Annotated in this window: 21 protein-coding genes; 14 read left to right on the forward strand and 7 right to left on the reverse strand. The window is 74.5% G+C overall.

Annotated elements, in window-relative coordinates:
- Positions 1-990, forward strand: a 990-nt coding sequence (locus Q0840_RS05485) for an HNH endonuclease signature motif containing protein (protein ID WP_298457270.1), incomplete at its 5' end; no start/stop codon positions are given.
- A gap of 236 nt (positions 991-1226) precedes the next feature.
- Here the strand turns inward: Q0840_RS05485 and Q0840_RS05490 are convergent.
- Positions 1227-1799: an MOSC domain-containing protein gene (locus Q0840_RS05490; protein WP_298457273.1), complete on the reverse strand. Its 573-nt coding sequence runs from the start codon at positions 1797-1799 to the stop codon at positions 1227-1229.
- A 321-nt stretch (positions 1800-2120) separates the two neighbouring features.
- On the opposite strand from Q0840_RS05490, the gene Q0840_RS05495 reads away from it, so the two are divergent.
- The 4 genes from Q0840_RS05495 to Q0840_RS05510 all read left to right on the forward strand — a co-directional run bounded on the left by Q0840_RS05495 (position 2121) and on the right by Q0840_RS05510 (position 5680).
- Positions 2121-2660 (forward strand): alpha/beta hydrolase, encoded by a 540-nt coding sequence (locus Q0840_RS05495; protein ID WP_298457275.1) that lies wholly within the window; start codon positions 2121-2123, stop codon positions 2658-2660.
- Between the two features lie 57 nt (positions 2661-2717).
- Positions 2718-4283 (forward strand): glucose-6-phosphate dehydrogenase, encoded by a 1566-nt coding sequence (locus tag Q0840_RS05500; protein ID WP_298457277.1) that lies wholly within the window; start codon positions 2718-2720, stop codon positions 4281-4283.
- 154 nt (positions 4284-4437) lie between these two features.
- A complete protein-coding gene (locus Q0840_RS05505) occupies positions 4438-4860 on the forward strand; it encodes a YkvA family protein (protein WP_298457280.1) in 423 nt (140 codons plus the stop codon).
- Between the two features lie 175 nt (positions 4861-5035).
- A complete protein-coding gene (locus Q0840_RS05510) occupies positions 5036-5680 on the forward strand; it encodes a vitamin K epoxide reductase family protein (protein WP_298457283.1) in 645 nt (214 codons plus the stop codon).
- A gap of 105 nt (positions 5681-5785) precedes the next feature.
- Here Q0840_RS05510 and Q0840_RS05515 read toward each other — a convergent pair whose 3' ends face one another.
- From Q0840_RS05515 to Q0840_RS05525, 3 genes are all read right to left on the reverse strand, one after another.
- The gene (locus tag Q0840_RS05515) at positions 5786-6409 is read right to left on the reverse strand and encodes a response regulator transcription factor (RefSeq protein ID WP_298457911.1); all 624 of its coding nucleotides are present in this window, start codon (positions 6407-6409) and stop codon (positions 5786-5788) included.
- 116 nt (positions 6410-6525) lie between these two features.
- Positions 6526-7842: a threonine/serine exporter ThrE family protein gene (locus Q0840_RS05520; protein WP_298457286.1), complete on the reverse strand. Its 1317-nt coding sequence runs from the start codon at positions 7840-7842 to the stop codon at positions 6526-6528.
- A gap of 90 nt (positions 7843-7932) precedes the next feature.
- Positions 7933-8787, reverse strand: a complete 855-nt coding sequence (locus tag Q0840_RS05525) for a thioredoxin domain-containing protein (protein WP_298457289.1) — start codon at positions 8785-8787, stop codon at positions 7933-7935.
- 254 nt (positions 8788-9041) lie between these two features.
- Here Q0840_RS05525 and adhE point away from each other — a divergent pair, with 254 nt between their 5' ends.
- The 6 genes from adhE to Q0840_RS05555 all read left to right on the forward strand — a co-directional run bounded on the left by adhE (position 9042) and on the right by Q0840_RS05555 (position 16784).
- The gene (adhE, locus tag Q0840_RS05530; protein WP_298457291.1) at positions 9042-11789 is read left to right on the forward strand and encodes a bifunctional acetaldehyde-CoA/alcohol dehydrogenase; all 2748 of its coding nucleotides are present in this window, start codon (positions 9042-9044) and stop codon (positions 11787-11789) included.
- Positions 11790-11884: 95 nt separating this feature from the next.
- Positions 11885-12352, forward strand: a complete 468-nt coding sequence (locus Q0840_RS05535) for a hypothetical protein (RefSeq protein WP_298457293.1) — start codon at positions 11885-11887, stop codon at positions 12350-12352.
- A 97-nt stretch (positions 12353-12449) separates the two neighbouring features.
- Positions 12450-13940, forward strand: coding sequence for a rifampin monooxygenase (gene rox / locus Q0840_RS05540; RefSeq protein ID WP_298457295.1), 1491 nt, complete (start codon positions 12450-12452; stop codon positions 13938-13940).
- Between the two features lie 33 nt (positions 13941-13973).
- On the forward strand, positions 13974-14819 hold the full coding sequence (locus Q0840_RS05545) for an esterase family protein (RefSeq protein WP_298457298.1): 846 nt from the start codon (positions 13974-13976) through the stop codon (positions 14817-14819).
- 143 nt (positions 14820-14962) lie between these two features.
- Positions 14963-15658, forward strand: a complete 696-nt coding sequence (locus Q0840_RS05550) for an alpha/beta fold hydrolase (protein ID WP_298457301.1) — start codon at positions 14963-14965, stop codon at positions 15656-15658.
- Between the two features lie 109 nt (positions 15659-15767).
- The gene (locus tag Q0840_RS05555; RefSeq protein WP_298457302.1) at positions 15768-16784 is read left to right on the forward strand and encodes an LLM class flavin-dependent oxidoreductase; all 1017 of its coding nucleotides are present in this window, start codon (positions 15768-15770) and stop codon (positions 16782-16784) included.
- Positions 16785-16809: 25 nt separating this feature from the next.
- On the opposite strand, the gene Q0840_RS05560 is transcribed toward Q0840_RS05555, so the two are convergent.
- The gene (locus tag Q0840_RS05560; RefSeq protein WP_298457304.1) at positions 16810-17862 is read right to left on the reverse strand and encodes a glycoside hydrolase family 3 N-terminal domain-containing protein; all 1053 of its coding nucleotides are present in this window, start codon (positions 17860-17862) and stop codon (positions 16810-16812) included.
- A gap of 537 nt (positions 17863-18399) precedes the next feature.
- Here Q0840_RS05560 and pflB point away from each other — a divergent pair.
- Positions 18400-20685 carry a formate C-acetyltransferase gene (gene pflB, locus Q0840_RS05565; protein ID WP_298457306.1) on the forward strand — a complete coding sequence of 762 codons (2286 nt, stop codon included), beginning with the start codon at positions 18400-18402 and terminating at the stop codon, positions 20683-20685.
- A gap of 98 nt (positions 20686-20783) precedes the next feature.
- On the forward strand, positions 20784-21677 hold the full coding sequence (pflA, locus tag Q0840_RS05570; RefSeq protein WP_298457311.1) for a pyruvate formate-lyase-activating protein: 894 nt from the start codon (positions 20784-20786) through the stop codon (positions 21675-21677).
- Positions 21678-21696: 19 nt separating this feature from the next.
- Here pflA and Q0840_RS05575 read toward each other — a convergent pair whose 3' ends face one another.
- Together Q0840_RS05575 and Q0840_RS05580 are read right to left on the reverse strand one after the other, a co-directional pair.
- Positions 21697-22908: a cobalamin-independent methionine synthase II family protein gene (locus Q0840_RS05575; protein WP_298457313.1), complete on the reverse strand. Its 1212-nt coding sequence runs from the start codon at positions 22906-22908 to the stop codon at positions 21697-21699.
- Between the two features lie 128 nt (positions 22909-23036).
- Positions 23037-23810 (reverse strand): SDR family NAD(P)-dependent oxidoreductase, encoded by a 774-nt coding sequence (locus Q0840_RS05580; protein ID WP_298457314.1) that lies wholly within the window; start codon positions 23808-23810, stop codon positions 23037-23039.
- A 138-nt stretch (positions 23811-23948) separates the two neighbouring features.
- Between Q0840_RS05580 and Q0840_RS05585 the strand changes: the two genes are divergently transcribed.
- Positions 23949-24836 (forward strand): DNA/RNA non-specific endonuclease, encoded by an 888-nt coding sequence (locus Q0840_RS05585; protein ID WP_298457317.1) that lies wholly within the window; start codon positions 23949-23951, stop codon positions 24834-24836.
- Positions 24837-24863: the final 27 nt, after the last annotated feature.

Below are 24863 nucleotides of genomic sequence, written 5' to 3' on the forward strand. Positions count from 1 at the left end.
CGGCAGTGGGCCGCCTACGCCGACCCCGACGCCGACGACCGCGGCTACGTCGAGTCCTGCGACCGCGAACACCTCGAGCTCTCCCGCATGGGCGACGGGTACCACCTGGAAGGGCAGCTCACCATCGAGCACGGCCAGACCCTGAAAGCCGCCCTGGCCGCGGTGACAGCGGTGCCGGCGGTCGACGACGACCGCACCCCCACCCAACGCCGCGCCCACGCCCTGGCCGACCTCGCCGCGATCACCCTCGACCACGGCCTGGTCGGGACCGGCCGGGCAGTGCGCCCGCGGGTCACGGTCCTGGTCGACGAACCGACCTTCCGCGCCCGCGCCGAGGCCGCACTGGCACGATCCGCCCCCGCCTGCCCCGAGCAGGGCACGCTGCTCGGTGATGAGCTGGGCGGCGGTGCGGGATCCGCGGCGAACGGGACCGCGAACCAGGCCTCCACCGGTCCAGGTGCCGCGGCCCCCACCGGCGGCCACGACCCGGCTCCCCGCACCCCGCCGGCGGTGACCGCGACGATGCTGACCGGTCACGCCGTGGCCGGTGGGCCGCAGTACGAGGACCGCACCCCCGTCCCCCGCGCGCTGCTCGACCGGATCGCGTGCGACAGCCAGATCAACCGCATCATCTTCGGACCCCACGCCGAAGTCCTGGACGTCGGACGCGCCGAACGCACCTTCACCCGACACCTACGCGCCGCGATCACCGCCCGCGACACACACTGCCAATACCCCACCTGCACCGCACCACCACCGGTGTGCGAAGCCCACCACGTCCAGCACTGGGCCCGCGACAACGGCGCCACCAAGGTCGACAACGGAATACTCCTGTGCACCTACCACCACGGCCTCATCCACCGCCGCGCAATACAGATCCACCGCCACGGAAAACACTGGACATTCCACGACACCCACGGAACCCAGATCGACCCGGACCGTGATCGAGCGTCGCGTCCGTTCGAGTCTGGACGTGCGGCCGACCGATGAGCCACCCAGGCGCGAGCGGCGTCGGCGCATCGCACGCACACGCCGGTGCACGCAGATATCGATCTCCTTCAGCGCGGCACGGCACCGGTCGCCGCGGATCGGTGCGGGGCACCCGTCCTGGCACCCGCGTCTCAGCACGGCCCATCGACAGGTCGTCGCGGCCGACGGTCACGATGAGCCGGCGGTCCTCGCTGCGGCCGGCTTCGCTCCGCCCGAGCTCGCGACGGGCGGCTCCGCTACGGCAGGCGAGACGGCAGCCGACGGCTCGGCACCCCGGCGAGCCCGGGCTCGAGCGGGACGGGGGTCACGAGCACAGCCGGTCCGCGGTGAAGCAGCCCGCTGGTCAGCGGCTGGCACCGCACGCCACCGCGACCGCGCATCGCCGCGTGGGCGCCGGGCGCCAGCACACGGTCCATCCATGCGCACGGGTTCGCCGGCCGACCGGCTCGCAGACGCACCGACGCGTCACGCGACTCCACCACGAACTCCTCACCCAGCAGCGGCGCCAGGTGAGCCCCCCGCAGCACGACGTTGCGGCGGGTGCGCAACGGGTCGAACGGTCCGGCGCCGAGCTCGGCCGCGATCGCCTCCAGGGCCTCCACCGCGAACAACGTCACGGCGGCGTCCACGTGCGCCGCCTTGCCGAAGAACCGGTCCCCGACGATCCCCTTGCCCGCCACGATCTCGACCCGGTCGGCATCGGTGGTGGGTACGTCGACGGCACCGTCGCGCGGACGGCCGAAGTACGCGTGCTCCGGCGACACCAGCAGGTGCAGCACCTCCACGTCGTACCTGTACTCCGCTGTCATCGCGTCCGGTCCGGCCGGTCGCGCACGGTCAACCGCGCCGCGCCGATACCGGTGCGGGCGACCACGTCCTCCACGAGGTTGGCGACGAGGCGCGGCAGAGGCCCGCCGCCGGCGACTCCGACCCGCACACCCTGTGCCCAGCGCTCCATGGACCGGCGCTCAGCTCGGCCCGTCGGTTCGGACCTCGGGCACGGGCATGGGCGTGGCATGCGTGCACCCTACGAGGGGTGATGCCGACTCGCGCCACCACCGCTCGCGTCCCCGTCCCGTGCCCTCGCCGTCCGGCCACCGGAGCGGCCGCGGTCGAGCACACTGGGTGTCGTGCCGAAGAACGCGATCCTCTTCCACGGGACCGGCGGGAGCCCGGATGCGATCTGGTACCCGTGGCTCGCGCGCCGGCTGACCGACCGGGGCTACGCGGTGCAGACGCCGCACTACCCGGCGCTCAACGTGGAGCCGATCGCGACCTTCCTGCCGCAGGTCCTGCGGCGGCACGCGTTCGACGACGAGACGGTGCTCGTCGGCCACTCCGGCGGCGCCGCGCTCCTGCTGTCCCTGCTGGAGCACCTCGATGTCACCGTCGCGCAAGCCGTGCTCGTGGCCGGCTACGCGACGGCGCCGAACACAGCCGACGAGCCGGTGCTCCAGGACGACTACGACTGGGCAGCCATCCGTGCGCACGCCGCGGACCTCTGCTTCGTGAACTCCGTCGTCGACCCCTACGGGTGTGACGCCGTGCAGGGCCGGGCCATGTTCGACCGGCTCGGCGGGACGCTCGTCGTACGCGACGAGGGCCACTTCGGCGACGTGGACCAGCCGTACCCGACGTTCCCGCTCCTGGACCGGCTCATCGGCGGCTGACCCGGCGGACCGACCGCAGGCGAGCACCGCGGCCCGACCCGTGCCAGGGTCGGCGCCATGATCATGCGACTGCTCCTGCTCGGCGCGACCGGGGACATGGCCGGGCGGTTCCTCCTGCCTGCGATCGCGGCCCTGCGCCAGTCCGGACGACTGCCGGGGGACCTGCAGGTCGTCGGCGCGGGGCAGGAGGACTGGGACGACGCCACCTTCCGCGACCACGTCGGGACGCGGCTCGCCGAGCACGCGGCCGACGTCGACGAGCCGGCCAGGGAGTGGCTGCTGAGCGCCCTGCGGTACCGGCGGGTGGAGCTGACCGACCACGACGACGTGGCTCGCACCGTCGCCGAGGCTGCCGGGGGAGCGCCCGGCGCCGCCCCGGCACCGGTCGCGGTGTATCTGGCGCTGCCGGCGACCGTGTTCGCGCCGACCCTCCGGGCACTCGCGGCGGCCGGCCTGCCGCCGGGCAGCCGCGTCGCCGTCGAGAAGCCGTTCGGCGCGGACCTTGCGAGCGCGGTCGACCTCAACAGGCTGCTGACCGCTGTCGCCGGCGGCGCCCCCGACGCGGTGTTCCGGGTCGACCACATCCTCGGGATGCCTGCGGTGCAGACCCTGGAGAGCCTGCGCGGGAGCGGTGGCGGGCTCGAGCCGGTGTGGTCGGGCACCGACCTGGAGCGGATCGAGGTGATCTGGGAGGAGACGCTCGGGCTCGGCACCCGGACCGGCTTCTACGACCGCACCGGCGCCGCGCGCGACGTCCTGCAGAACCACCTGCTCCAGGTCCTGGTGCTGGCCGCGATGGAGCCACCCGCCGGTCCCTCCGAGGACGACCTGCACGCCGCCAAGCTGACCCTTCTGCGGTCCCTGCGAGCACCGGCCCCCGAGACGATCACCGCCCACACCGCCCGCGCGCGCTACACCGCCGGCTCGCTGGTCGTCCCCGGGGTGCCCGGCGGCCACCCCGTGCCCGGGTACGCCGAGGAGTCCGGGGTGGACCCGTCCGCCGGCACCGAGACCCATGCCCAGCTGGTGCTCACGGCGGACAGCCCGCGCTGGTCGGGGACGACGTTCGTGCTGCGCACGGGCAAGGCCATGGCAGCGGACCGCAAGGGAGTCGCGCTGCACTTCCGCACCGCGGTGCCCGACCACGTCCCGCCCGGCGCGCAGCGCGTCTCGGACACCGAGCTCTGGCTGGAGCTCGACGCCGCCGCCGGCGACCCGGACGGGAGCGGGCGGTCAACGGGGCCGGCGGACGACGCCCTCGCCGCGGCGGGCGGTGGCCCGCGGGTCCACGCGCCGGGGGAGCGGTCGGCCTACGGCGTGGTGATCACCGACGTGCTGACCGGCAGCACCCGCACGTCGATCGGCGCCGAGGAGGCCGAGGAGGCCTGGCGGGTCGTCGAGCCGGTCCTGCACGCGTGGTCCGCCGAGGCGGTGCCACTGGGGGAGTACCCGGCGGGATCGGCCGGCCCGCCGCTCGTGGGCGTCTCCGGGACGCCCGGGACGCCCGGGACGTCGGGCAACCCGGGCACGTCGGGCACGTCGGGCACCCCGGGCAACCCGGGCACGTCGGGCACCCCGGGCACGTCGGGCACCTCGGGCAGCCCTGGCACGGCCGGGACGTAGCGACACGCGTGCCCGCACCGCGCCGTCACGGTCCGCGGCACGCCTCGACGCTCGACGCGCGCACGGCATCCGGCGGCGGAGCCGCGCGTCTGGCAACGGAGCCGCTGCCGGACGGCCAGTCCGCGCACACACCCGTGGCGGGCACACTCGGGGCATGGACGGATCCTGGTGGGCGCCCGTGGTGGGCGTCGTCGCCGGCGTGCTGCTGCTGTGGCTGGCGCTGCTCGCCGTGCTGTGGCGGTACCGGCCCGACGACCTCGGGGTCCGTGACGCGCTGCGGCTGCTGCCCGACGTCGTCCGGCTGGTGCGGCGCCTCGCCGCCGACCCCGCCGTGCCCCGCGGCGTCCGGGTCCGGCTGTGGCTGCTGCTCGGCTACCTCGCGCTGCCGTTCGACCTCGTCCCCGACGTCGTGCCCGTGCTGGGCTACGCCGACGACGCCGTGGTGGTGGCGCTCGCGCTGCGGTCGGTGGTCCGGCACGCCGGGCCGGGAGCGCTCGACCGGCACTGGCCCGGCACCGGCGCGGGCCTGGCCGCCGTCCGCCGGCTCGCGGGTGTGACGGACGATCGGGACATCTAGGACCTCCGTCCTGTCACATCGGCGCCGTCCCGGCCGATCCTGTGGTCATGGACACGACCCAGACCCGCGCCCTGACCCTCGCCGACCTCCTGCGTGAGCTCGGTGTCGCCGACGACGACTCGCTGCCCCAGTTCTGGGACTGACCGGTCGTCCCGGGGCTGCGACCATGGGCCCCATGACCGTCACCACCGACCCGGCACAGGCCACCGTGCTGGCCCGGCTGCACCGGCTGCGCGGCTCGGACCGCTTCATCTTCACCACGATGCTGCTGTCCGCGTGCGTCAGCCTGCTCGCCTCGCTCGTGCTGTCGATCGACGCCGTCCGGCTCGCCGCCGACCCCGGCACGGTGCTGGCCTGCGACATCAACGCGACCCTCAGCTGCGGCACGGTCGCGCAGTCGTGGCAGGCGTCTCTGCTGGGCTTCCCCAACGCCTTCCTCGGCCTGATGGCCGAGCCGGTGGTCATCACCATCGCCGTCGCCTCGCTCGGCGGGGCCCGGTTCCCGCGGTGGTTCATGGCGTCGGCGCAGGCCGTCTACACGATCGGCCTGCTGTTCGCGTACTGGCTGTTCGCGCAGTCGATGTTCGTCATCGGGGCGCTGTGCCCGTGGTGCCTGCTGGTGACCGTCTCCACCACGCTGGTGTTCACGTCCCTCACGCACGTGAACGTCCGGGACGACAACCTCTACCTGCCGCGTCGGCTCCAGGCGCGTGCGGCCGCCGCGGTGGCCGCGGACGTCGACCTGTTCGTCGTGGCCGCCTGGCTCGTGCTGCTGGCGACCGCCATCGTCGCCCGGTACGGCACCCAGCTGCTCGGCTGAGCGGGCAGCCGCTCGGCCGGCGGCACGGTCGCGGCGGGCGACGGGCGTCAGCGGCGGTCGCCGCGGGCGACGGGCGTCAGCGGCGGTCGCCGCGGGCGACGGGCGTCAGCGGCTGTCGCCGCGCCAGGCGCTCGCCCTGCGGCCGGCGACCCATGCCGTGACCTGCGTCCGGCGCTGCAGGCCCATCTTCGCCAGCACCGCGGTGACGTGGTTCTTGACGGTCTTCTCCGACACCCCGAGCCGGTCGGCGATCTCCCGGTTGGACATGCCCTCGCCGATCAGGTCGACCACCTTGCGCTCGCTCGGCGTCAGGTCACCGGCCGGGTCGTCGTGCCCCGCCCGACGGCGCGTGATCGTCCGTTCGTCGAGCAGGGTCCGGCCGGCGGCCACCGAGCGGATGACCTGCGCGATCTCCGCGCCGTGCACCGACTTGAGCACGTACGCGGCCGCGCCCGCCTCCAGGGCGGCGGCGAGGGCGTCGTCGTCGTCGAACGAGGTCAGCACGACGGCGCGCGTCGCCGGCAGCGCCTCACGCACGGCCCGCAGGATGTCGATGCCGCTGCCGTCGGGCAGCTGCAGGTCCACGAGCATGACCTGCGGACGGACCAGCGTCGCGCGGCGCACACCCTCGGCGACCGTGCCGGCCTCCGCGACGACGGTCATCCCCTCGGTGCGGTCGATCACCTCGGCGATGCCGCGCCGGACGACCTCGTGGTCGTCGACGATCATGACGGCGATGTCACCGGTGCTGCGGGCGGCGGGTGTGGTCGGCGGCATGGGTGCAGCCTAGGCAGTCCACCGCGGCTGCACACCCAGCCCACGGTCGCGTGCCGCCGCGCGCAGGCTCAGCGCTCGTACGCCCACGCGCGGTCGGTCAGCATGCGGGCCGCCGCCAGGCCGACGGCGATCGACACCAGGACGAACAGGGCCTGGGCGCCCGATGCGAACGCCGTGGCCGCGTCGCCGTCGTTGAGCCCGACGACGGCGCGGTAGGCCGCCGCGCCCGGGACCATGATGACGACCGCGGGCACCGACACCGTGATCCGGGGCACGCGCAGCCGCGGGGCGACCCAGGCCGCGAGCAGACCGACCAGCAGCGTCGCGCCCATCGTGGCGGCCTGCACCGCGACCCCGACGTCCACCATCTCCAGCCGCAGCACGTTGGCGACCATGCCGATCACGGCCGCCCCGAGCGCCATCCGCAGCGGGGAGTTGAACATCAGGGCGAAGCCGAGCACGCCGAGGAAGCTCGCGAGCAGCCGCAGCACGACCTCGAGCGCCGCGTGCAGCGGCTCGGGGGACTGCGGGGGAGCGCTCACGCCGGTCACCCACAGCACCGCCCACACGCTGAGCCCGGCCGCGATCAGGATGATGTTGGCGTAGACGGTCCGCGCGATGCCCGCGGAGAAGTCCAGCTTCGCCAGGTCCAGCGCGCCGGTGACCAGCGCGAACCCCGGCACCAGGAACAGCACCGCGGACACGTACCCGGCCTGGTGGCTCGGCTCGGCCCCCGCCCACTGCTGCAGACCGAGCACGAACCCCAGGTAGACCAGGCACGCCACCCCGGCCGCGACCATGGTGGTGCCGAACTGGTTGATGCGGCGGTGCAGCAGCCAGCGACGCACCGCCTGGCCGAGCCCGGCCGCCAGCGCGACGCCCAGCACCTCGATCGGGCCGCCGGCGTTGAGGTAGGCGAACGCACCGCACGCCATCGCCGCGAACAGGGCGTTGGCCGGTGCCGGGTACAGCGGCGCCATCGCCTCGATCCGGTCCAGCTCGTGGTCGACGGCGTCGACCGAGGTGCCCGGCCGCAGCCCGTCGCACAGGCGGGTCAGCTCGGCCAGCCGGGCGGAGTTCACCCCGATGGTGCGGGCCTCGGTGACCTCGGTGCGGAAGATCGACCCGCGGTGGGAGGTCGCGGTGATCTCCGTCAGGGTGACGTGGGCCTCGTGCCGGTCGACCCCGACCGCGTGCGCCACCTGCTGCATCGCCGTCTTGACCCGGTACGACCCCGTGCCGGCGGCGAGCATCGCCCGTCCGGTGCGCAGCACCACGCCGGACTGCCGGATCAGCTCCACCGGCTCGAGCGCGTCCTCGGGGCTGCCGACCGGGACGGGCGGGGTGCCCGGCAGGGGGCCGGCGGGCTCGGGTGGCTGCGTCACGGGCGCCATCATGCCGGTGCGTCGCGGGTGAGGGCGGCAGGGTGAGGGCGGCAGGGTGCGGGCGGCAGGGCGGCGTCGGTCGCCGGCCCGTCAGCCGCGGGCGGCCTCGATGGCGTCCGCGAGCCGGCCGGGCTGGCTCCAGTCGTACTCGTCGGTGTCCAGGGGCTCGCCGTCGACCAGGATGGCGGGGGTCGCCAGCTGGTCCAGGTCCTCCCCGGCCCGTCCGGTGAGCGCGGCGACCCACGGCGCGAACGAGTCGGGGCCGGTGAGGTAGCTGCCGTCGGCGATCGCGTCGACGACGGCCTGGGCCGCGCCGGCACCGGCGGCCAGGTCGGCGATCTGCGCGTCGGTCAGGCCCTCGCTGTTCTCCGCCGGCTGGTCGACGAACATCACGTCGTTGAAGGCGACGAACGCCTCGGGCGAGCGGTCGGCGACCAGGGCCGCCGCCGTCGCGGCGCGCGTCGAGTACTGCGTCCCCGACGAGAGCCGGTCCAGGATCGACACGGGGTGGTACTCCACCACGACGTCACCGGCCTCGCGCATCTCGGCCAGCGTCGCGGCGTTGATCTCCTCGAACCGGCCGCAGAACGGGCACATGTAGTCGGCGTACACGCTGACCACGACGGCATCCGGGTCGGCCCCCTCGGTGCTCCCGGCAACCCCGGCCGCACCCACCGGGATCGCGCCGTCCCCAGTGGCGCCGGCGGGCGCGCTCACCTCGTCCAGCGACGGCACGGCGCCCCCGGCGGCGTCGTCGCCGTCGTCCCCGGAGACGAGGATCACCGCCACCACGGCGCCGAACAGCACCAGGCACGCCACCAGGACGGAGATGGCGATGGTCCGCGACCGGCGCGCAGCGCGCGCCTGCTCGGCGCGCAGCCGCTCGGCCGCCGCGCGGGCCTCCTCACGGCGGCGGTTCGCGGGGCGGTTCTGGGTGGCGCTCACGTGGTGCTCCGTCCGTGCCGGTTCAGCTGGTGCCGGTCTGCCTCGTGCCGGTCAGGTCCGCACCACTGTCCGTGCTCGACGGCGCGACGGCGTGGGACCCAGGTCCCGGACACGGTGCACCCGAGCGCGGCCGCCGGCCAAATCGGCCGGCCACCCCGGACCTTCGACCCGGGTGGACGGCCGCGGGCCGCAGCAGGGTGGGCGGCGAGCCAGGTCGGCTCGCCGCGGAACCGCGGCCCTGGGAAGGGACGATCATGAGCACAGCGCACGCCTCCGCCGACGCCACCGCCGGCACCACCGCCGGCACCACCGCCGACACTGGCGGTCGGTCCAGCGCCGACACGAGCGGCGGGTCCACCGGCGGGACCAGCGCGGTCGGCGACGCCGTGGACGCCCTGGTCGCGGCGGCGACCAAGGCGCTGGCGGAGTTCATGCACCTGACCCAGGCCGACGTCGACCACGTCGTCGCGAAGGCCTCGGTGGCGGCGCTCAGCCAGCACGGGCCCCTCGCGCAGGCCGCCGTCGCCGAGACCGGGCGGGGGGTGTTCGAGGACAAGGCGGTGAAGAACATCTTCGCGTGCGAGCACGTGACCCACTCGATGGGCACGCTGCGCACGGTGGGCGTCGTCGGGCGCGACGAGCTGACCGGGATCGTGGAGATCGCCGAGCCGGTCGGCGTCGTCGCCGGGATCACGCCGGTGACCAACCCGACGTCGACCGCGATCTTCAAGGCCCTGATGGCGCTCAAGACGCGCAACCCGATCGTGTTCGCCTTCCACCCCTCGGCCCAGCAGTGCTCGGTCGCCGCCGCGCGCGTGGTGCGGGACGCGGCCGTCGCGGCCGGCGCACCGCAGGACTGCATCCAGTGGGTCGAGCGTCCGTCGCTCGAGGCGACGTCCGCCCTCATGCACCACCCCGGCGTCGCGCTCATCCTCGCCACCGGCGGCAACGCGATGGTCCGGGCCGCGTACTCGTGCGGCAAGCCCGCCCTCGGGGTCGGCGCCGGCAACGTCCCGGCCTACATCGAGAGGTCGGCCCGGCTCCAGCGCGCCGTGAACGACGTCGTGCTGTCCAAGGCGTTCGACAACGGCATGGTGTGCGCCTCGGAGCAGGCGGTCATCCTGGACGACGAGATCTACGACGCCGCGATGGACGAGTTCGGCGTGCTGCACGCACACCGGTGCACGCCCGAGCAGAAGGCGATGCTCGAGGCGCTCATCTTCGGGGTCGCCGCCGGGTCCGGGAACTGCGCGGGCGCGCGGCTGAACGCCGCCGTCGTCGGGCAGAGCCCGCAGTGGATCGCCGAGCAGGCCGGCTTCAGCGTGCCGGACGACACGTCGGTGCTGCTCGCCGAGGTCTCCGGCGTGGGCCCGCAGGAGCCGTTGACCCGCGAGAAGCTGTGCCCCGTGCTGGCGGTCCTGCGCGCCGCCTCGACCGAGCACGGCATCGCGCTCGCCGAGCAGATGGTCGAGCTCGACGGCCTGGGGCACAGCGCCGCCATCCACACCGAGGACGCCGAGCTGGCCGAGCGCTTCGGCAGCCGGGTCAAGGCCGTGCGGGTGATCTGGAACTCGCCGGCGTCCCTCGGCGGCATCGGGGACATCTACAACGCCTTCATCCCGTCGCTCACCCTGGGCTGCGGCTCCTACGGCCACAACTCGGTGTCCAACAACGTGTCGGCGGTCAACCTCGTGAACATCAAGCGCATCGGGCGTCGCACCAACAACCTGCAGTGGTTCAAGGTTCCCGGCAAGACGTACTTCGAGCCGCACGCGATCCGCTACCTCGCCGACATGCCGGACGTGCACCGGGTCACCATCGTCACGGACTCGACGATGACGAAGCTCGGCTTCGTCGACAAGGTGCTCGACGTCCTCGGGCGGCGCGCCGAGACGGTCGCGCTGCAGATCATCGACAACATCGAGCCCGAGCCGAGCATCGCCACGGTGGACCGCGGTGCCGAGCTCATGCGGGAGTTCGGCCCGGACACCATCATCGCGCTGGGCGGCGGCTCGCCCATGGACGCGGCGAAGGTGATGTGGCTGCGGTACGAGCACCCGGAGGTCGTGTTCGCCGACCTCAAGGAGAAGTTCTTCGACGTGCGCAAGCGGGCGTTCAAGTTCCCCACGCTGGGTGACCGAGCGCGCCTGGTGTGCATCCCGACGACGTCGGGCACCGGCGCGGAGGTGACGCCGTTCGCGGTCATCACCGACCCCGCGACCGGCATCAAGTACCCGTTGGCGGACTACGCGCTGACGCCGACCGTCGCGATCATCGACCCGGCCCTGACCGGCCGGATGCCCGCGTCGCTCGCCGCCGACTCGGGGTTCGACGCGCTGACCCACGCGACGGAGGCGTACGTGTCGGTCTACGCCAACGACTTCACCGACGGCATGGCGCTGCACGCCATCCGGCTCATCTTCGAGAACCTGGAGCGGTCGGTGGCCGGTGACGACCCGGCGGCACGCGAGCGGATGCACAACGCCGGCACCATCGCCGGGATGGCGTTCGGCAACGCGTTCCTGGGGATCGTGCACGCGATGGCGCACACGGTGGGCTCGACGTTCCACCTCGTGCACGGGCGCACCAACGCGACCCTGCTGCCGCACGTGATCCGCTACAACGGCACCGTGCCGACCAAGCTGACGAGCTGGCCGAAGTACGAGCACTACGTCGCCCCGGAGCGCTTCCAGCAGATCGCGGCGACGCTCGGTCTGCCGGCGTCGACCCCCGCGGAGGGGGTGGAGTCCTACGCCCGGGCGGTCGAGCGGCTGCGGACCGCCGTGGGGATCCCCGGGTCGTTCCAGGAGCAGGGCGTGGCCGAGGACGCCTTCATCGGGCGGCTCGACGAGCTGGCGATGCGGTCCTACGAGGACCAGTGCGCACCGGCGAACCCGCGGCTGCCGATGCTCGCGGACATGAAGGACCTCATGGCCGCGGCCTACTACGGCACATCGGTCGACGAGATCCGGACCCGCGAGGCGTCGTCGGCGCCGGCGTGACGGCGTCCGGCCGGTCGGCGCGAGCAGCCGCTCGTGGCGACCGGCCGGACGGCGCGGCGGGCACAGCCGCCCCCCCGTGGGCCAGGCTGGGTCCCATGGTCGGACGACGGGACGCCACGGGACTCACCCCGGCGGGTGGGCTGCTCGCCGCTGCCGCGCTGCACCTCGGCTTCCAGGCCGTGGTGACGGGCGTGGTGTACCCGGCCCTCGCGGAGGTCCCCCAGGACCGGTGGGCGGCGGCGCACGCCGCGCACTCACGGCGCATCGGGGTCGTGGTGGCCCCGGTCTACACGCTTCTGGCCGCGGCCTGCGCCCGGGTGCTGGTCTCCGGGCCGCGGACGCCGTCGTCGCTGGCGGCCGTGGGCGGCGCGGCGGGTGCGGCGCTGTCGACGGCGTTCGTCGCGGCCCCCACGCACCGGCGGCTGGGGCAGGGCCGCAGTCCCGAGCTGCTCGCCACGTTGCGTGCTGCCGACAGGGTGCGCCTCGCCGGTGCCGTCCTGGCCGCGGGTGCCGCGCTGCGCGTCGTCCACCGCCCCCCGCGAGAGGGGACGCGGGGTCCATGACTGCGGCACCGGCGCAGGCGCGACCGGTGCCACTCCCAACGTATAGCGCGGTGCGGGTCTTGCAGCAAGGGCCCCGTCCGGGGGCAGGCTCGCGGCCATGGTGCACGACGCGCGGGACGTAGACGTGGTGGTGGTGGGGGCCGGTCCGACCGGCCTGATGCTCGCGGCCGAGCTGAGGCTGCACGGTGCCGGTGTGCTCGTGCTCGACCGCGAGCCGTCCCCGACCGAGGTGGTGCGCGCGCTGGGCCTGCACGTGCGCAGCATCGAGGTGATGGACCAGCGGGGGCTGCTGGAGCGGTTCCTCGAGCACGGGACGCAGCATCCGCTCGGCGGCTTCGCCGGCATCCCCGCACCGCCCCCGGCGGACCTGGACACCGCCCATCCGTACATCCTCGCGATCCCGCAGCCCGTCACCGACCGGATCCTGGCCGGGCACGCGACCGCGCTGGGCGCCGACGTCCGGCGCGGCGTCGGTCTGGTGGACCTGCGGCAGGACGACGACGGGGTGACCGCCGACCTCACCGACGGCACCGGGGTGCGCTCGCGGTACCTGGTCGGCTGCGACGGCGGCCGCAGCACGGTGCGCCGGCTGGTCGGCGTCGGGTTCCCGGGGGAGCCGTCGAGGGTCGACACGCTGCTGGGTGAGATGGAGCTGTCCGCGCCACCGCACGAGGTCGCGGCCGTGGTCGCCGAGGTCCGCCGCACTCAGCTGCGGTTCGGTGCCGGGCCGCTGGGGGACGGGCGGTACCGCGTCGTCGTCCCCGCCGACGGCGTCGCCGGGGACCGCGCCGCCCCGCCGACGTTCGAGGAGCTCACGCGCCGGCTGCGGGCCGTCGCCGGCACCGACCTCGGCGCCCACTCGCCCCGCTGGCTGTCGCGCTTCGGGGACGGGACCCGGCTCGTCGAGCGGTACCGAACCGGCCGGGTGCTGCTGGCCGGGGACGCCGCGCACGTGCACCCGCCCGCCGGTGGGCAGGGGCTCAACCTCGGGGTCCAGGACGCGTTCAACCTCGGCTGGAAGCTCGCCGCGGAGGTCGACGGCTGGGCGCCGGAGGGGCTGCTGGACAGCTACCATGCCGAGCGGCACCCGGTCGCCGCGGACGTGCTCGACCTCACGCGCGCGCAGATGGAGCTGATGTCCACCGAGCCGGGCGCTCGAGCGGTCCGTCAGGTGCTGGCCGACCTCATGGGACTCGAGGAGGTCAACCGCCGCCTGGTGGAGCGGGTCACCGCGATCGGGATCCGCTACGACGTCGGCGAGGGACACCGGCGGCTCGGCCTCCGGATGCGGGACCTGCGGCTGGGTCGTGGGCACCTGTACGGCCTCATGCACGCGGGCCGCGGGGTGCTGCTGGACCGGACCGGCCGGCTGTCCGCGGCCGGGTGGCAGGACCGCGTCGACCACGTCGTCGACGTGATGGACGACGTGGTGGACGGCGTGGTGGACCACGTGGGCGACGTGGAGCCCCTCGACGTGCCGGCGGCGCTGCTGCGTCCGGACGGGCACGTCGTGTGGGTCGGCACCGACCAGACCGAGCTCGATGGCCGGCTGCGATCCTGGTTCGGGGTGCCGACGTCGCGCTCGTGAGCGGTGGGGCGGCCTGCACCTGGAGTCCCGGACGTGCCGACACCCGTCCCGTACCGCGCCCTGCCGCACGAGCTCGCCGACGTCCGGTACGCGCACGGCCCCGACTCCGTCCGGCATCCCGACGTCCCCGCCGGCGAGACCGTCGAGCTCCAGCTGGACGCGAGCAGGGTGTACCCCGGCACGTCGCGCAAGGTGTGGATCCACGTGCCGGCGGGGTACGCCCCAGCGCGACCCGCCGGCCTCGTGGTGTTCAACGACGGCGGCTGGTACCTGGACCCCGACGGCGAGGTCCGTGGCGCCCTCGTGCTCGACAACCTCGTGCACCGCGGTGACATCCCGCCCACCATCGGGCTCTTCGTCGACCCGGGCGAGCTCGTCGGCGCCGCGCAGCCCAAGCACCGCAACGTGGAGTACGACGCCTTCGACGACCGCTATGTCACCTACCTGCTCACCGAGGTCGTCCCGCGGGTGACCGAGCGGTACGCCGTGACCGACGACCCGCAGCGCTGGGTGATCTGCGGCGGCAGCAGCGGAGGCAACGCCGCGTTCACCGCCGCCTGGATGCGGCCGGACCGGTTCCGACGCGTGGTGTGCTCGCTGTCCAGCTTCGTGCAGATGCCCGGGGGCAACCCCTACCCGGAGCTCGTGCGCCGCAGTCCGCGCCTACCGCTGCGGATCTTCATGCAGGCCGCCCACCACGACCTGCACGGCGAAGGGCTCGGTACGAGCTGGTTCGCCGAGAACCTGCGCGTCGCGGCCGCTCTTGCCGAGGCCCGGTACGACGTGCGGCTCGTGGTCGGTGACGGCGGGCACAGCCCCAACCACGGTGGCGTCCTGCTGCCTGACGCGCTGCGCTGGGTCCTGGGCCGGACCGGCTGACCGTCCACCTGCGCCGTTCGCCCGTCGGCCCCGCGCCTCGGCCCGGCCCCCTCCACCCGGCCGACCCCCGATCACCCGATGACTTCCGTGCCGCGCAGCCGTCTGCCCCGGGACGGGACATCACGGACGGGAGGTGCGCCCCGATGGCGACCTTCGTGCTGGTTCACGGCGGGGGCGACGTCGGCTGGTACTGGCACCTGGTCGACCCCGAGCTGCGCGCCCGGGGTCACGAGGTGGTGGCGCCCGACCTGCCCTGCGACGACGACACGGCCACGCTGTCCGACTACGCCGACGCCGTGCTGGACGCCGTCGGCGACCGGCCGGACCTGGTCGTGGTGGGGCAGTCGTACGGAGGCTTCACGGCCGCACTGGTCGCTGCGCGGGCGCCGGCGGACGCGCTCGTGTTCGTCGCGGGCATGATCCCCGTACCGGGCGAGCGGCCGGCGGACTGGTGGACGACCGCCGGGTTCCGTGAGGCGGTGGCGTCGCAGGCGCAGAAGGACGGCGGGCTGACCGGCCACGGGGACCCGCTGGTCGCCTACTACCACGACGTGCCGCGGTCCTTGGCCGAGGAGGCGATGGGCAGGTCCCGAGGCGAGTCGAGCGCCGCGTACGACGACCCCTGGCCGCTGGACGCGCTGCCATCCGTCCCCACCCACTGCGTGATCGGCGCGGAGGACCGGTTCCTGCCTGCGCCGTTGCAGCGGCGGCTCGCGGCGGATCGGCTCGGCGTCGTCCCCGACGAGCTCCCGGCCGGGCACTGCGTCGCGCTCAGCCGCCCACGCGAGCTGGCCGAGCTGCTCGACGGGTACGCCCGCGCCGTGACCCGGGTGCCGTAGACGCCCGACCGCGACCCACCACCCCGACGAGCGGCCATACTCGCGTCGAGCCGCCTGCCCACCACCGAGCGTGCCCCGGGCGGGCCCACCGCACAGCGAGGAGACACCCATGGCAGCCCCCGACGCCCCTGGCAGCCTGCGGCTCGGCGTCCGCTTCGAGCCCGACTGGCCGCCGGAGGACCTGCCCGCCTTCGCCCGCCAGGCGCAGGAGCAGGGCTACGACGAGCTGTGGTTCAGCGAGGACCTGCCGTGGGCGGGCGGGATCGCGATGGCGGCCACGGCGCTGGCCCACACCACGAGCCTGCGGGTGGGTCTGGGCCTGCTGCCGGCCGTGACCCGGAACGTCGTGACGCTGGCCATGGAGGTCGCCGCGCTCGAGCGGCTCGCCCCGGGCCGCCTGGTGCTCGGTGTGGGCCACGGCGTGCCCGAGTGGATGGCCCAGATCGGCGCCGCGACGCCTCGGCCTGCTGCGGCGCTGGAGGAGACGACCCTCGTGCTCCGGCGACTGCTGGCGGGGGAGCGGGTCACGTTCCACGGCACCCATGTCCGGGTGGACGACGTGGCCCTGGGCCGCCCGCCCGCGGCATGCCCGGAGATCCTCGTGGGCACGACGGGGCCGGTCGGCCTGGCGATGGCGGCGCGCTGCTCCGACGGCGTCGTGCTGCCCGAGGTCACGGTGCCCGACGCCGTCCGGTGGGCGCGCGCGCAGATGGCCGGGGCGGGGGACCCGGGCAGCACGGTGGTCTTCGCGATGGTCGAGGTGGACGACGACCGCGACCGGGCGCTGCAGACGGTCCGGCAGCGGGTGCGACGGGTGCTCGACCTCGGCATCTTCCCCCAGCTGACCCGGCTGGCCGGACTGGGGGCCGAGGCGGACGGTGAGGTGACCGACGACGTCGTCACGTCGATCGCCGCGGCGGGCGGCCCGGACGACGTCGTCCGGGCGCTGACGGGGTGGTCCGACGCGGGGGCGTCGCGCGTGGTGCTCGTCGCCGGCGGGGACGACGCACCGCGCAGCTACGCCCGCGTCGCCGCGCAGGTCCTGCCGAGACTCCGGGCGGCGGGCGTGGTGGGCGCCGGACCGGCGCCGGCGCCGGCGGTCAGCCCCTCGCCGCCGCGGGCCTGACCGACGTGCTGACCGACGGGCTGGACTACGGGGTGGGCGACGCCGCCGTCGGCGGCACGGACAGCACCGGCATTTGCACGTCGAGGCACGACATGGCGACCGGGTCGCCGCCGGCCAGCGCGGTCACCCGGGCCGCCGCCTCGGACAGCCGCTGCTCGGGCAGCTGCCCGGTCCGCACCGCCTCGACCAGCGAGTCGCGCATGCCCAGCGCCTGGCTGCCGTCGGTGGTCAGGACCGCGTCCGCGCCCGCGCCCACCGCCGCGACGGCGGCCTCGGGGAAGTTCCAGCGCAGGTTCACCGCGCCCATGCCGACGCTGTCGGTGATCGCGACACCGTCGAAGCCCATGTCCCGCAGCAGCGCGTAGGCGCGCGGGCTCAGCGACGCGGGCAGCTCCGGGTCGAGCGCCTCGTACTGCAGGTGGTTCAGCATCACCACGGGGGCCCCGGCGTCGATGGCGGCCTGGAACGGCACCAGGTCGGTGGTGCGCAGATCGTCCATCGAGGCGTCGACCACCTCGGTGGTCGCGTGCGTGTCGGTCGTGGACCGGCCGTGACCGGGGAAGTGCTTGACGGTCGGCGTGACGCCGGCGTCGGCCAGGCCCGCGGCGAACGCCAGCCCGTACTCCGTCGCGGTGGCCGGGTCGGCGCCGAACGAGCGGTCGCCGATGATGCCGCGAGCCGGGCCGTCGTCCAGGTCGAGCAGGGGGGCGAGGTCGACGTCGACGCCCACGGCGGCGAGGTCCGCCCCGATGTCGCCGGCGAAGGCGCGCACCTCGGCCGGTGTGCGCTCGTCCGCCAGGCGCCGCGGCGAGGGTCCCGACCCGACGACGCCGGCCGCGACGGCGACCCGTCCGGACTCCTCGTCGGTGGACACCAGCAGCGGCCGCCCGGCCCGCTCCCGGAGGCCCGCGGTCAGCCGGCGTGTCGACTCGACGGACGCGACGTTGGGCTCGGACAGGAAGACGCCGCCGACCCCGAGGTCGACCACCTCGTGGGCGAGGGCGTCGTCCGGCGAGGTGACGCCGGGGAGGCCGACCACCAGCACCGCGGCGGCGCGACGCTCGAGCGGTGCGGGCACGCAGCTCGGCGTCGGGGACGGTGTCGGGCGAGCGGTGGGTGTCGGCGAGGGGCCGCCGGCTCGCAGGTCCGACGACGGGTCCGCCGGCGCACACGCCGCCAGCAGGCTCGCGCCGATCGCCAGCGCCACCACGGACCGGGGGGTGACCGGCCGTCGGCGTGGGCGAGGCGTCGACCGGCGCGGGGTGCTGATCGGCGCGCTCACCGGGCGCGCCTGGAGCTCGGGGTGCTCGGGGCATGGCTGCGGTCAGGCATGGTGCCCAGCCTGCGCGACGGGGACCGACCCGTCGAATCCGCAGCGGCCCGACAGCCGACGCGTGGCGTCGAGCGGGTGTGCCGAGGCGGTGTCGAGGGGGCGGGAGGCGTCGAGGGGGCGGGAGGCGTCGGGGGGACGACGGGGTGACGAATCCGGGACCGAGGACCTACGCGAGGGCCCACGACGCGCGGAAGAGTCGTGACAGGACGAGCGCGGGCGCCACCCGTGTCCGACCGACCGCACGCCACCGGCTCACGGGCCGACACCCTGGAAGGACCCATGATGACCACGACCGTCCCGAACCCCGGATCGACGACCGGGCCGACCCGCACAGCGACGACCGCGCCCGCCTGGCGCGGGTTCGTGCCCGGCCCGTGGCAGGACGGCGTGGACGTCCGCGACTTCATCCAGCGCAACTACACCCCGTACACCGGCGACGCCGGGTTCCTCGCGGGTGCGACGGCGCGCACCGCCGGCGTCTGGGCGAAGCTGACCGCGATGTTCCCCGAGGAGCGCGCCAAGGGCGTGTACGACGTGGACGCCACGACGCCGTCGACCATCACCGCGCACGCGCCCGGGTACATCGACGCGGAGAACGAGATCATCGTCGGCCTGCAGACCGACGCCCCGCTCAAGCGCGCGATCATGCCCAACGGCGGCTACCGGATGGTGGAGAACGCGCTGCGGACCTACGGCTACGAGCCGGACCCCACGGTGGCGAAGATCTTCACCGAGTACCGCAAGACCCACAACGCCGGCGTCTTCGACGTCTACCCGCCCAACGTCCGCGCCGCCCGCAAGTCCCACATCGTCACCGGTCTGCCGGACGCCTACGGCCGCGGCCGGATCATCGGCGACTACCGCCGCGTCGCGCTGTACGGGGTGGACGCGCTCGTCGCCGCCAAGGGCCTCGAGCGCGCCGAGCTCGACCTGGAGCGCTCGACCGAGGACGTCATCCGCGACCGGGAGGAGCTCGCCGAGCAGGTGCGGGCGCTGGGTGAGCTCAAGACGATGGCTGCCTCGTACGGCTACGACATCTCCGGCCCGGCGACCACCGCCCGCGAGGCCGTGCAGTGGCTGTACTTCGCGTACCTGGCCGCCGTGAAGGAGCAGAACGGCGCGGCGATGTCGCTCGGGCGCACGTCGACGTTCGTGGACGTGTACCTCGAGCGGGACCTGGCCGACGGCGTGCTCGACGAGACCGCCGCGCAGGAGATCATCGACGACTTCGTCATCAAGCTGCGGATCGTGCGGTTCCTGCGGACCCCGGAGTACGACGCCCTGTTCTCCGGCGACCCGACCTGGGTCACCGAGTCCATCGGCGGCATGGGCGACGACGGCCGCCCGCTCGTCACCCGGACGTCGTTCCGCTACCTGCAGACCCTGTACAACCTCGGACCGGCGCCCGAGCCGAACCTCACCGTGCTGTGGAGCGCCGCCCTGCCGGACGGCTTCAAGCAGTTCTGCGCCCAGGTCTCGATCGACACCTCGGCCATCCAGTACGAGTCGGACGACCTGCTGCGTGGCCAGTGCGGCGACGACGCGGCCATCGCGTGCTGCGTCTCGGGCATGACGGTCGGCAAGCAGATGCAGTTCTTCGGCGCCCGGGTCAACGTCGCCAAGGCGCTGCTGTACGCGATCAACGGCGGCCGGGACGAGATCAGCGGCGAGCAGGTCGCGCCGGCGACGGCGCCGCTGGCCGGCGACGTCCTGGACCACGACGAGGTCCGGGCCGCCTACGACCGGCTGCTCGACTGGCTCGCGGAGACCTACGTCGACGCGCTCAACTGCATCCACTACATGCACGACAAGTACGCCTACGAGCGCCTGGAGATGGCGCTGCACGACCGCACCGTGCTGCGCACGCTCGCCTGCGGCATCGCGGGGCTCTCCGTCGCGGTCGACTCGCTGTCGGCGATCAGGTACGCCACCGTCCGCCCCGTGCGCGACGAGACGGGCCTGGTGGTGGACTACGACGTCGAGGGCGAGTACCCCACGTACGGCAACGACGACGACCGGGCCGACGACATCGCCGTCGAGCTCGTGCGGTCCTTCATGGCCAAGATCCGCCGGCAGCCGACCTACCGGGGTGCGGTGCACACCCAGTCGGTGCTCACCATCACGTCCAACGTGGTCTACGGCAAGCACACCGGCAACACCCCGGACGGGCGCCGGGCCGGCCAGCCGTTCGCCCCGGGCGCCAACCCGATGAACGGGCGCGACACCCACGGGATGCTGGCCAGCGCGCTGTCGGTGGCCAAGCTCCCGTACGACGACGCGCAGGACGGCATCTCGCTGACCTCCACGGTGGTGCCGTCCGGGCTCGGACGGACCCGCCGGGAGCAGGTCGGCAACCTCGTCGGTCTGCTCGACGCCTACACGCTGTCGCACGGGTTCCACGTCAACGTCAACGTCCTCAACCGGGACACCCTCACCGACGCGATGGAGAACCCCGACAAGTACCCCCAGCTGACCATCCGGGTGTCCGGGTACGCGGTCAACTTCACCCGGCTGACCCGCGAGCAGCAGCTCGACGTGCTGTCCCGCACGTTCCACGGGGCGGTGTGACTCACCGCCGCAGGACGTGAGCCACATCTCGTCGTCGACGGCGCCCGGGGGGACCGAGGTCCCAGGCCCGGGCGCCGTCGCGTCGGCACAGTGGTGACATGAGCACGCAGCCGGCCACCCTGCCCGCCACGACCGACGGCGCCCCCGTCATCGAGCTGACGACCCCCCTGGTCGGCGGTGCGCTCGGCCGCTCGTCGACCGGCACCGCGGGGCTGGACGTGTCCGACGCCGACCGGCACGAGCGCCTCGCGCAGATGCGCGCCGGCGAGCTCGGATCGGTGCACTCCTGGGAGCTGGTGACCGCCGTGGACGGCCCCGGCACCCGGCTGACGGTCTTCCTCGCCGGCTGCCCGCTGCGGTGCCTGTACTGCCACAACCCGGACACCATGGAGATGAGGCGCGGCGAGCCGGTCACGGCCGACCAGCTCCTGGCCCGCATCGCGCGGTACCGGGGCATCTTCACCGCCACCGGCGGCGGCCTGACCATCTCCGGCGGCGAGCCCCTCATGCAGCCGGCGTTCGTGCGCCGCATCCTGCGCGGCGCCAAGGAGCTGGGCATCCACACGACGATCGACACGTCCGGCTTCCTGGGAGCGCACTGCTCGGACGCGATGCTCGACGACCTCGACCTGGTGCTGCTCGACGTGAAGTCGGGCGACCCGGACACCTACCGCCGCGTCACCGGCCGGGACCTGCAGCCCACGCTCGACTTCGGGCGCCGCCTCGCCGCCCGCGGCACCGAGATCTGGGTCCGCTTCGTCCTGGTGCCCGGCCTGACCGACGACGTCGCGAACGTCGACGTCGTGGCGGACTACGTCGCCTCGCTGGCGACCGTCAGCCGCGTCGAGGTGCTGCCCTTCCACCAGATGGGGCAGGACAAGTGGCAGTCGCTGGGGCTGCGGTACGAGCTCGCCGACACCCGCGCGCCCAGCCCGCAGCTCGTCGAGCGGGTCCGGGGCCAGTTCCGGGCGCGCGGCCTGACCGTCCACTGACCGCGGCCGCGCCGGCCGGTCAGCGCCAGAGGCGCTCGCTGGCGATCCGCGCACCGGCCGAGAGCGCCTCGAGCTTGGCCCAGGCGATCTGCGGGTGCACCCGGCCACCGAGCCCGCAGTCGGTCGACGCCAGGACGTTCTCCCGGCCGACCCGCTCGGCGAAGCGCTGGATCCGCTGGGCGACCAGCTGGGGGTGCTCGACGACGTTGGTGGCGTGCCCCACCACGCCGGGGATGATCACCTTGCCGTCCGGCAGGGCGACGTCGTCCCACACCGTGAACTCGTGCTCGTGCCGGGCGTTGGCCGCCTCGAACGTGTACCCGCCGGCGTTCACCTCGAGCATCGTGGTGACGATGTCCGCCATCGGCAGGTCGGTCGTGTGCGGCCCGTGCCACGACCCCCAGCACAGGTGGAAGCGGATGCGGTCCTCCGGCAGCCCGCGCAGGGCGTGGTTGAGCGCCTCGACCCGCACCCGGGTGAAGCGCACGTAGTCCTCGATGCTGGGCTCGGGGTCGATCTGGTCGAAGTTCTCCGCGACCGAGGGGTCGTCGATCTGCAGCACCAGGCCGGCGTCGATGATCGCCTCGTACTCGGGGCGCAGGGCGTCCGCGCAGGCGTACACGAACTCCTCGTCGGACGCGTAGTGCTCGTTGGCGATCCGGGACGCGCTGCCGGGGGACAGGGCGGTGATGAAGCCCTCGGCCGCGCCGGTCGAGTCGACGGCGGCGCGGAGGTTGGCGACGTCGGCGGCGACCGCGTCGTGGCCGGTGTACGTCAGCGGGCCGGTGCACTTGGGGAACGGCGCCGGGTCGTCCCCGCCGGAGAAGATGCCCGACGCCGGGTCGGCGTACGCCTCGGCGAACCGCTGGCGGTCCCGGCGGTGCAGGAAGCCGGTCAGCCGCACGTCGCCGGGCGCCGCCGCGACCTGGTCCACGGCCCAGCGGCCCTCCAGGTCGAGCTCGAGCCCGCCGAGCCGCTGGAACGAGTACGACCACCACGCGCCGTAGTCGACCGGCGAGCTCATCGCCTTGCCGTACTCGCCGTCGCCCACGACCGTGATGCCGGCGTCGAGCTGGCGCCGGACGACACCGGCGACCTGCTCGCGCAGCAGGTCCTCGAAGCCCTCGGGCCCCTCGCCGGCGGCTCGCGCCGCGTTGGCGGCGATGAGCTCCGGCGTCCGCGGCAGCGAGCCGGCGTGGGTGGTCAGGATGCGGTCGGTGCTGCGCAGCACGGGTGTCCCTTCGCCGGACGTCGGGGGCCCGACGTCGTGGGCCTGGGTCGGAGGGCCGGGTCGCGGGTCATGCTGCCACGGCCCGCCGACGTCGGCCGCCGGCGGGCCCCCGCCGGGTCGCGGTCCGGTCAGCGGGGCAGCCGCACCCCGGTGAGGCCGGCCAGGTGGTCCAGCAGCGCGTCCTGCAGCCCGACGTCCGACGCCTGCGGGTTGGCGTCCAGGACGCTGAAGCGCTTGAGGTACCGCCCGGTGACCCGAGCGGCGTCGTCGTCGGACGTCGCGAGCCACACCTGCGTCGCAGCGCCGTCGGCGACGTCGTCCGTCGCGCGGGGCCCGCCCATCCGGGTGCGGATCCAGCCCGGGTCGACCGCGTTGGCGTGCACGTCGGGCCACAGCCGGGCGACGGCGAAGGCGAGCACGACGTCGTGCAGCTTGGAGTCGGAGTAGGCCTGCATGCCGTCCCAGTCCCGCCGCTGCCACTGCAGGTCGTCCAGCTGCACGGTGCCCTGCGACTCCAGGCCGGAGGTGAGGTACACCAGGCGGCCCGGCCGCGGCACCAGGGCCGTGAGCAGGTACGTGGCGACCGTGTTGACCGCGACGATCCGCTCCAGGCCGTCGACGGTCACCTGCCGCTCACCCGAGCCACCACCGACACCGGCGTTGTGCACGACGGCGTCGAACGGTCCGGCGTCGGCGGCAGCCTCGGCCAGCCGGCGGGTCTGCTCGAGGGAGGCGAGGTCGCCGACGACGACGTCGCGCAGGCCGGGCAGCGCGGCGCGCACGTCCGCCGCCCGCTCGTCGTCGCGGGCGTGCGCGACGACGTCGTGGCCGTCGGCCAGCAGCTGCCGGGCGGTCTCCCGACCGATGCCGTCGGTGGAGCCGGTGACGAGGACGCGGGACATGGCGCTCCAAGGGGTGCGGGGTACGGGTGTGCCGGTGCGGCGGCGGTGGCGGCGGTGGCCGGGGGGTAGTGGTCGGCGGCCCAGTCTGGACGAGCACGGCCCGGCGCGCGCGTCGGTGGCGGCTGGTTGCCTGGTGCCATGAGCTACGACCCGTCGTTCCTGACCTGGACCGTCCCCCTGCCGCGCCCCGCCGCCGATGACGGCGACGACACCGGCACCCGCACCGGCACCGGCAGCAGCGCCGGCACACCCGGGGGTTGGGTCCAGCTTTCCTACCCGCACTTCACCGTGCAGCTCGACCCGGCCCGGCGGCTCGCGGCGGCCACTGCCGTCAACGTCGACGGCGCGCGGCTGCTCGACCTGCCGCGGGCAGGGCTGGACTGGTTCCTCGACGAGCGGGTGCCGGCGTCGGCCCAGGTCGGCCAGGACGTCTACGCGCGCAACGACCTGGACCGCGGCCACCTCGTGCGGCGACGGGACCCCGTCTGGGGGGAGCCCGCCGTGGCCGCCGCGGCCAACGCCGCGACCTTCTGCTTCACCAACGCCGCACCGCAGGCCGCGGTCTTCAACCAGTCCAAGGACCTGTGGCTCGGGCTCGAGGACTACCTGCTCGAGCACGCCGACGCCACGGACACCCGCCTGACGGTGCTCACCGGACCCGTGCTGGACGCCGGCGACCCGGTGTACCGCGGCGTGCAGGTGCCGCGCGCGTTCTGGAAGGTGGCCGTGTGGGCCGGCCCGGCCGGCCTGGCGGCGACGGCCTACCTGCTGGATCAGAGCGACCTCCTGGTCGCCCTGCTCGACCGGGAGCGGGTCCGCGGCACCGCGGCGGACGCCGGCCCCGCGGCCACGACCGAGCTCGGCGCGTACCGCACCTTCCAGGTCCCCGTGCTCGACGTGGCCACCACGGCGGGTCTCGACCTCGGCCCGCTGCCGGCCGCCGACCGGCTGGGTGTGCGTGCCGCCGCCGCGCGGCCGGCCGGCGGCGCCATCGAGCTGACGTCCGTCCGGGATCTCGTCCTGTGACCGGCGGCCGCCCCGCCCCGCCGTGAC

The sequence above is a fragment of the uncultured Cellulomonas sp. genome (assembly GCF_947494015.1).
Classification (GTDB): domain Bacteria; phylum Actinomycetota; class Actinomycetes; order Actinomycetales; family Cellulomonadaceae; genus Pengzhenrongella.

What these genes read in the sequence shown, in the direction of transcription:
- Q0840_RS05550 (WP_298457301.1), top strand. Translation starts at nt 14,963, where the DNA reads ATGGCGACCTTCGTGCTGGTTCACGGCGGGGGCGACGTCGGCTGGTAC.
- Q0840_RS05535 (WP_298457293.1), top strand. Translation starts at nt 11,885, where the DNA reads ATGGTCGGACGACGGGACGCCACGGGACTCACCCCGGCGGGTGGGCTG.
- Q0840_RS05555 (WP_298457302.1), top strand. Translation starts at nt 15,768, where the DNA reads ATGGCAGCCCCCGACGCCCCTGGCAGCCTGCGGCTCGGCGTCCGCTTC.
- pflB (WP_298457306.1), top strand. Translation starts at nt 18,400, where the DNA reads ATGACCACGACCGTCCCGAACCCCGGATCGACGACCGGGCCGACCCGC.
- Q0840_RS05490 (WP_298457273.1), bottom strand. Translation starts at nt 1,799, where the DNA reads ATGACAGCGGAGTACAGGTACGACGTGGAGGTGCTGCACCTGCTGGTG.
- Q0840_RS05500 (WP_298457277.1), top strand. Translation starts at nt 2,718, where the DNA reads ATGATCATGCGACTGCTCCTGCTCGGCGCGACCGGGGACATGGCCGGG.
- Q0840_RS05580 (WP_298457314.1), bottom strand. Translation starts at nt 23,810, where the DNA reads ATGTCCCGCGTCCTCGTCACCGGCTCCACCGACGGCATCGGTCGGGAG.
- adhE (WP_298457291.1), top strand. Translation starts at nt 9,042, where the DNA reads ATGAGCACAGCGCACGCCTCCGCCGACGCCACCGCCGGCACCACCGCC.
- Q0840_RS05585 (WP_298457317.1), top strand. Translation starts at nt 23,949, where the DNA reads ATGAGCTACGACCCGTCGTTCCTGACCTGGACCGTCCCCCTGCCGCGC.
- pflA (WP_298457311.1), top strand. Translation starts at nt 20,784, where the DNA reads ATGAGCACGCAGCCGGCCACCCTGCCCGCCACGACCGACGGCGCCCCC.
- Q0840_RS05505 (WP_298457280.1), top strand. Translation starts at nt 4,438, where the DNA reads ATGGACGGATCCTGGTGGGCGCCCGTGGTGGGCGTCGTCGCCGGCGTG.
- Q0840_RS05515 (WP_298457911.1), bottom strand. Translation starts at nt 6,409, where the DNA reads ATGATCGTCGACGACCACGAGGTCGTCCGGCGCGGCATCGCCGAGGTG.
- rox (WP_298457295.1), top strand. Translation starts at nt 12,450, where the DNA reads ATGGTGCACGACGCGCGGGACGTAGACGTGGTGGTGGTGGGGGCCGGT.
- Q0840_RS05510 (WP_298457283.1), top strand. Translation starts at nt 5,036, where the DNA reads ATGACCGTCACCACCGACCCGGCACAGGCCACCGTGCTGGCCCGGCTG.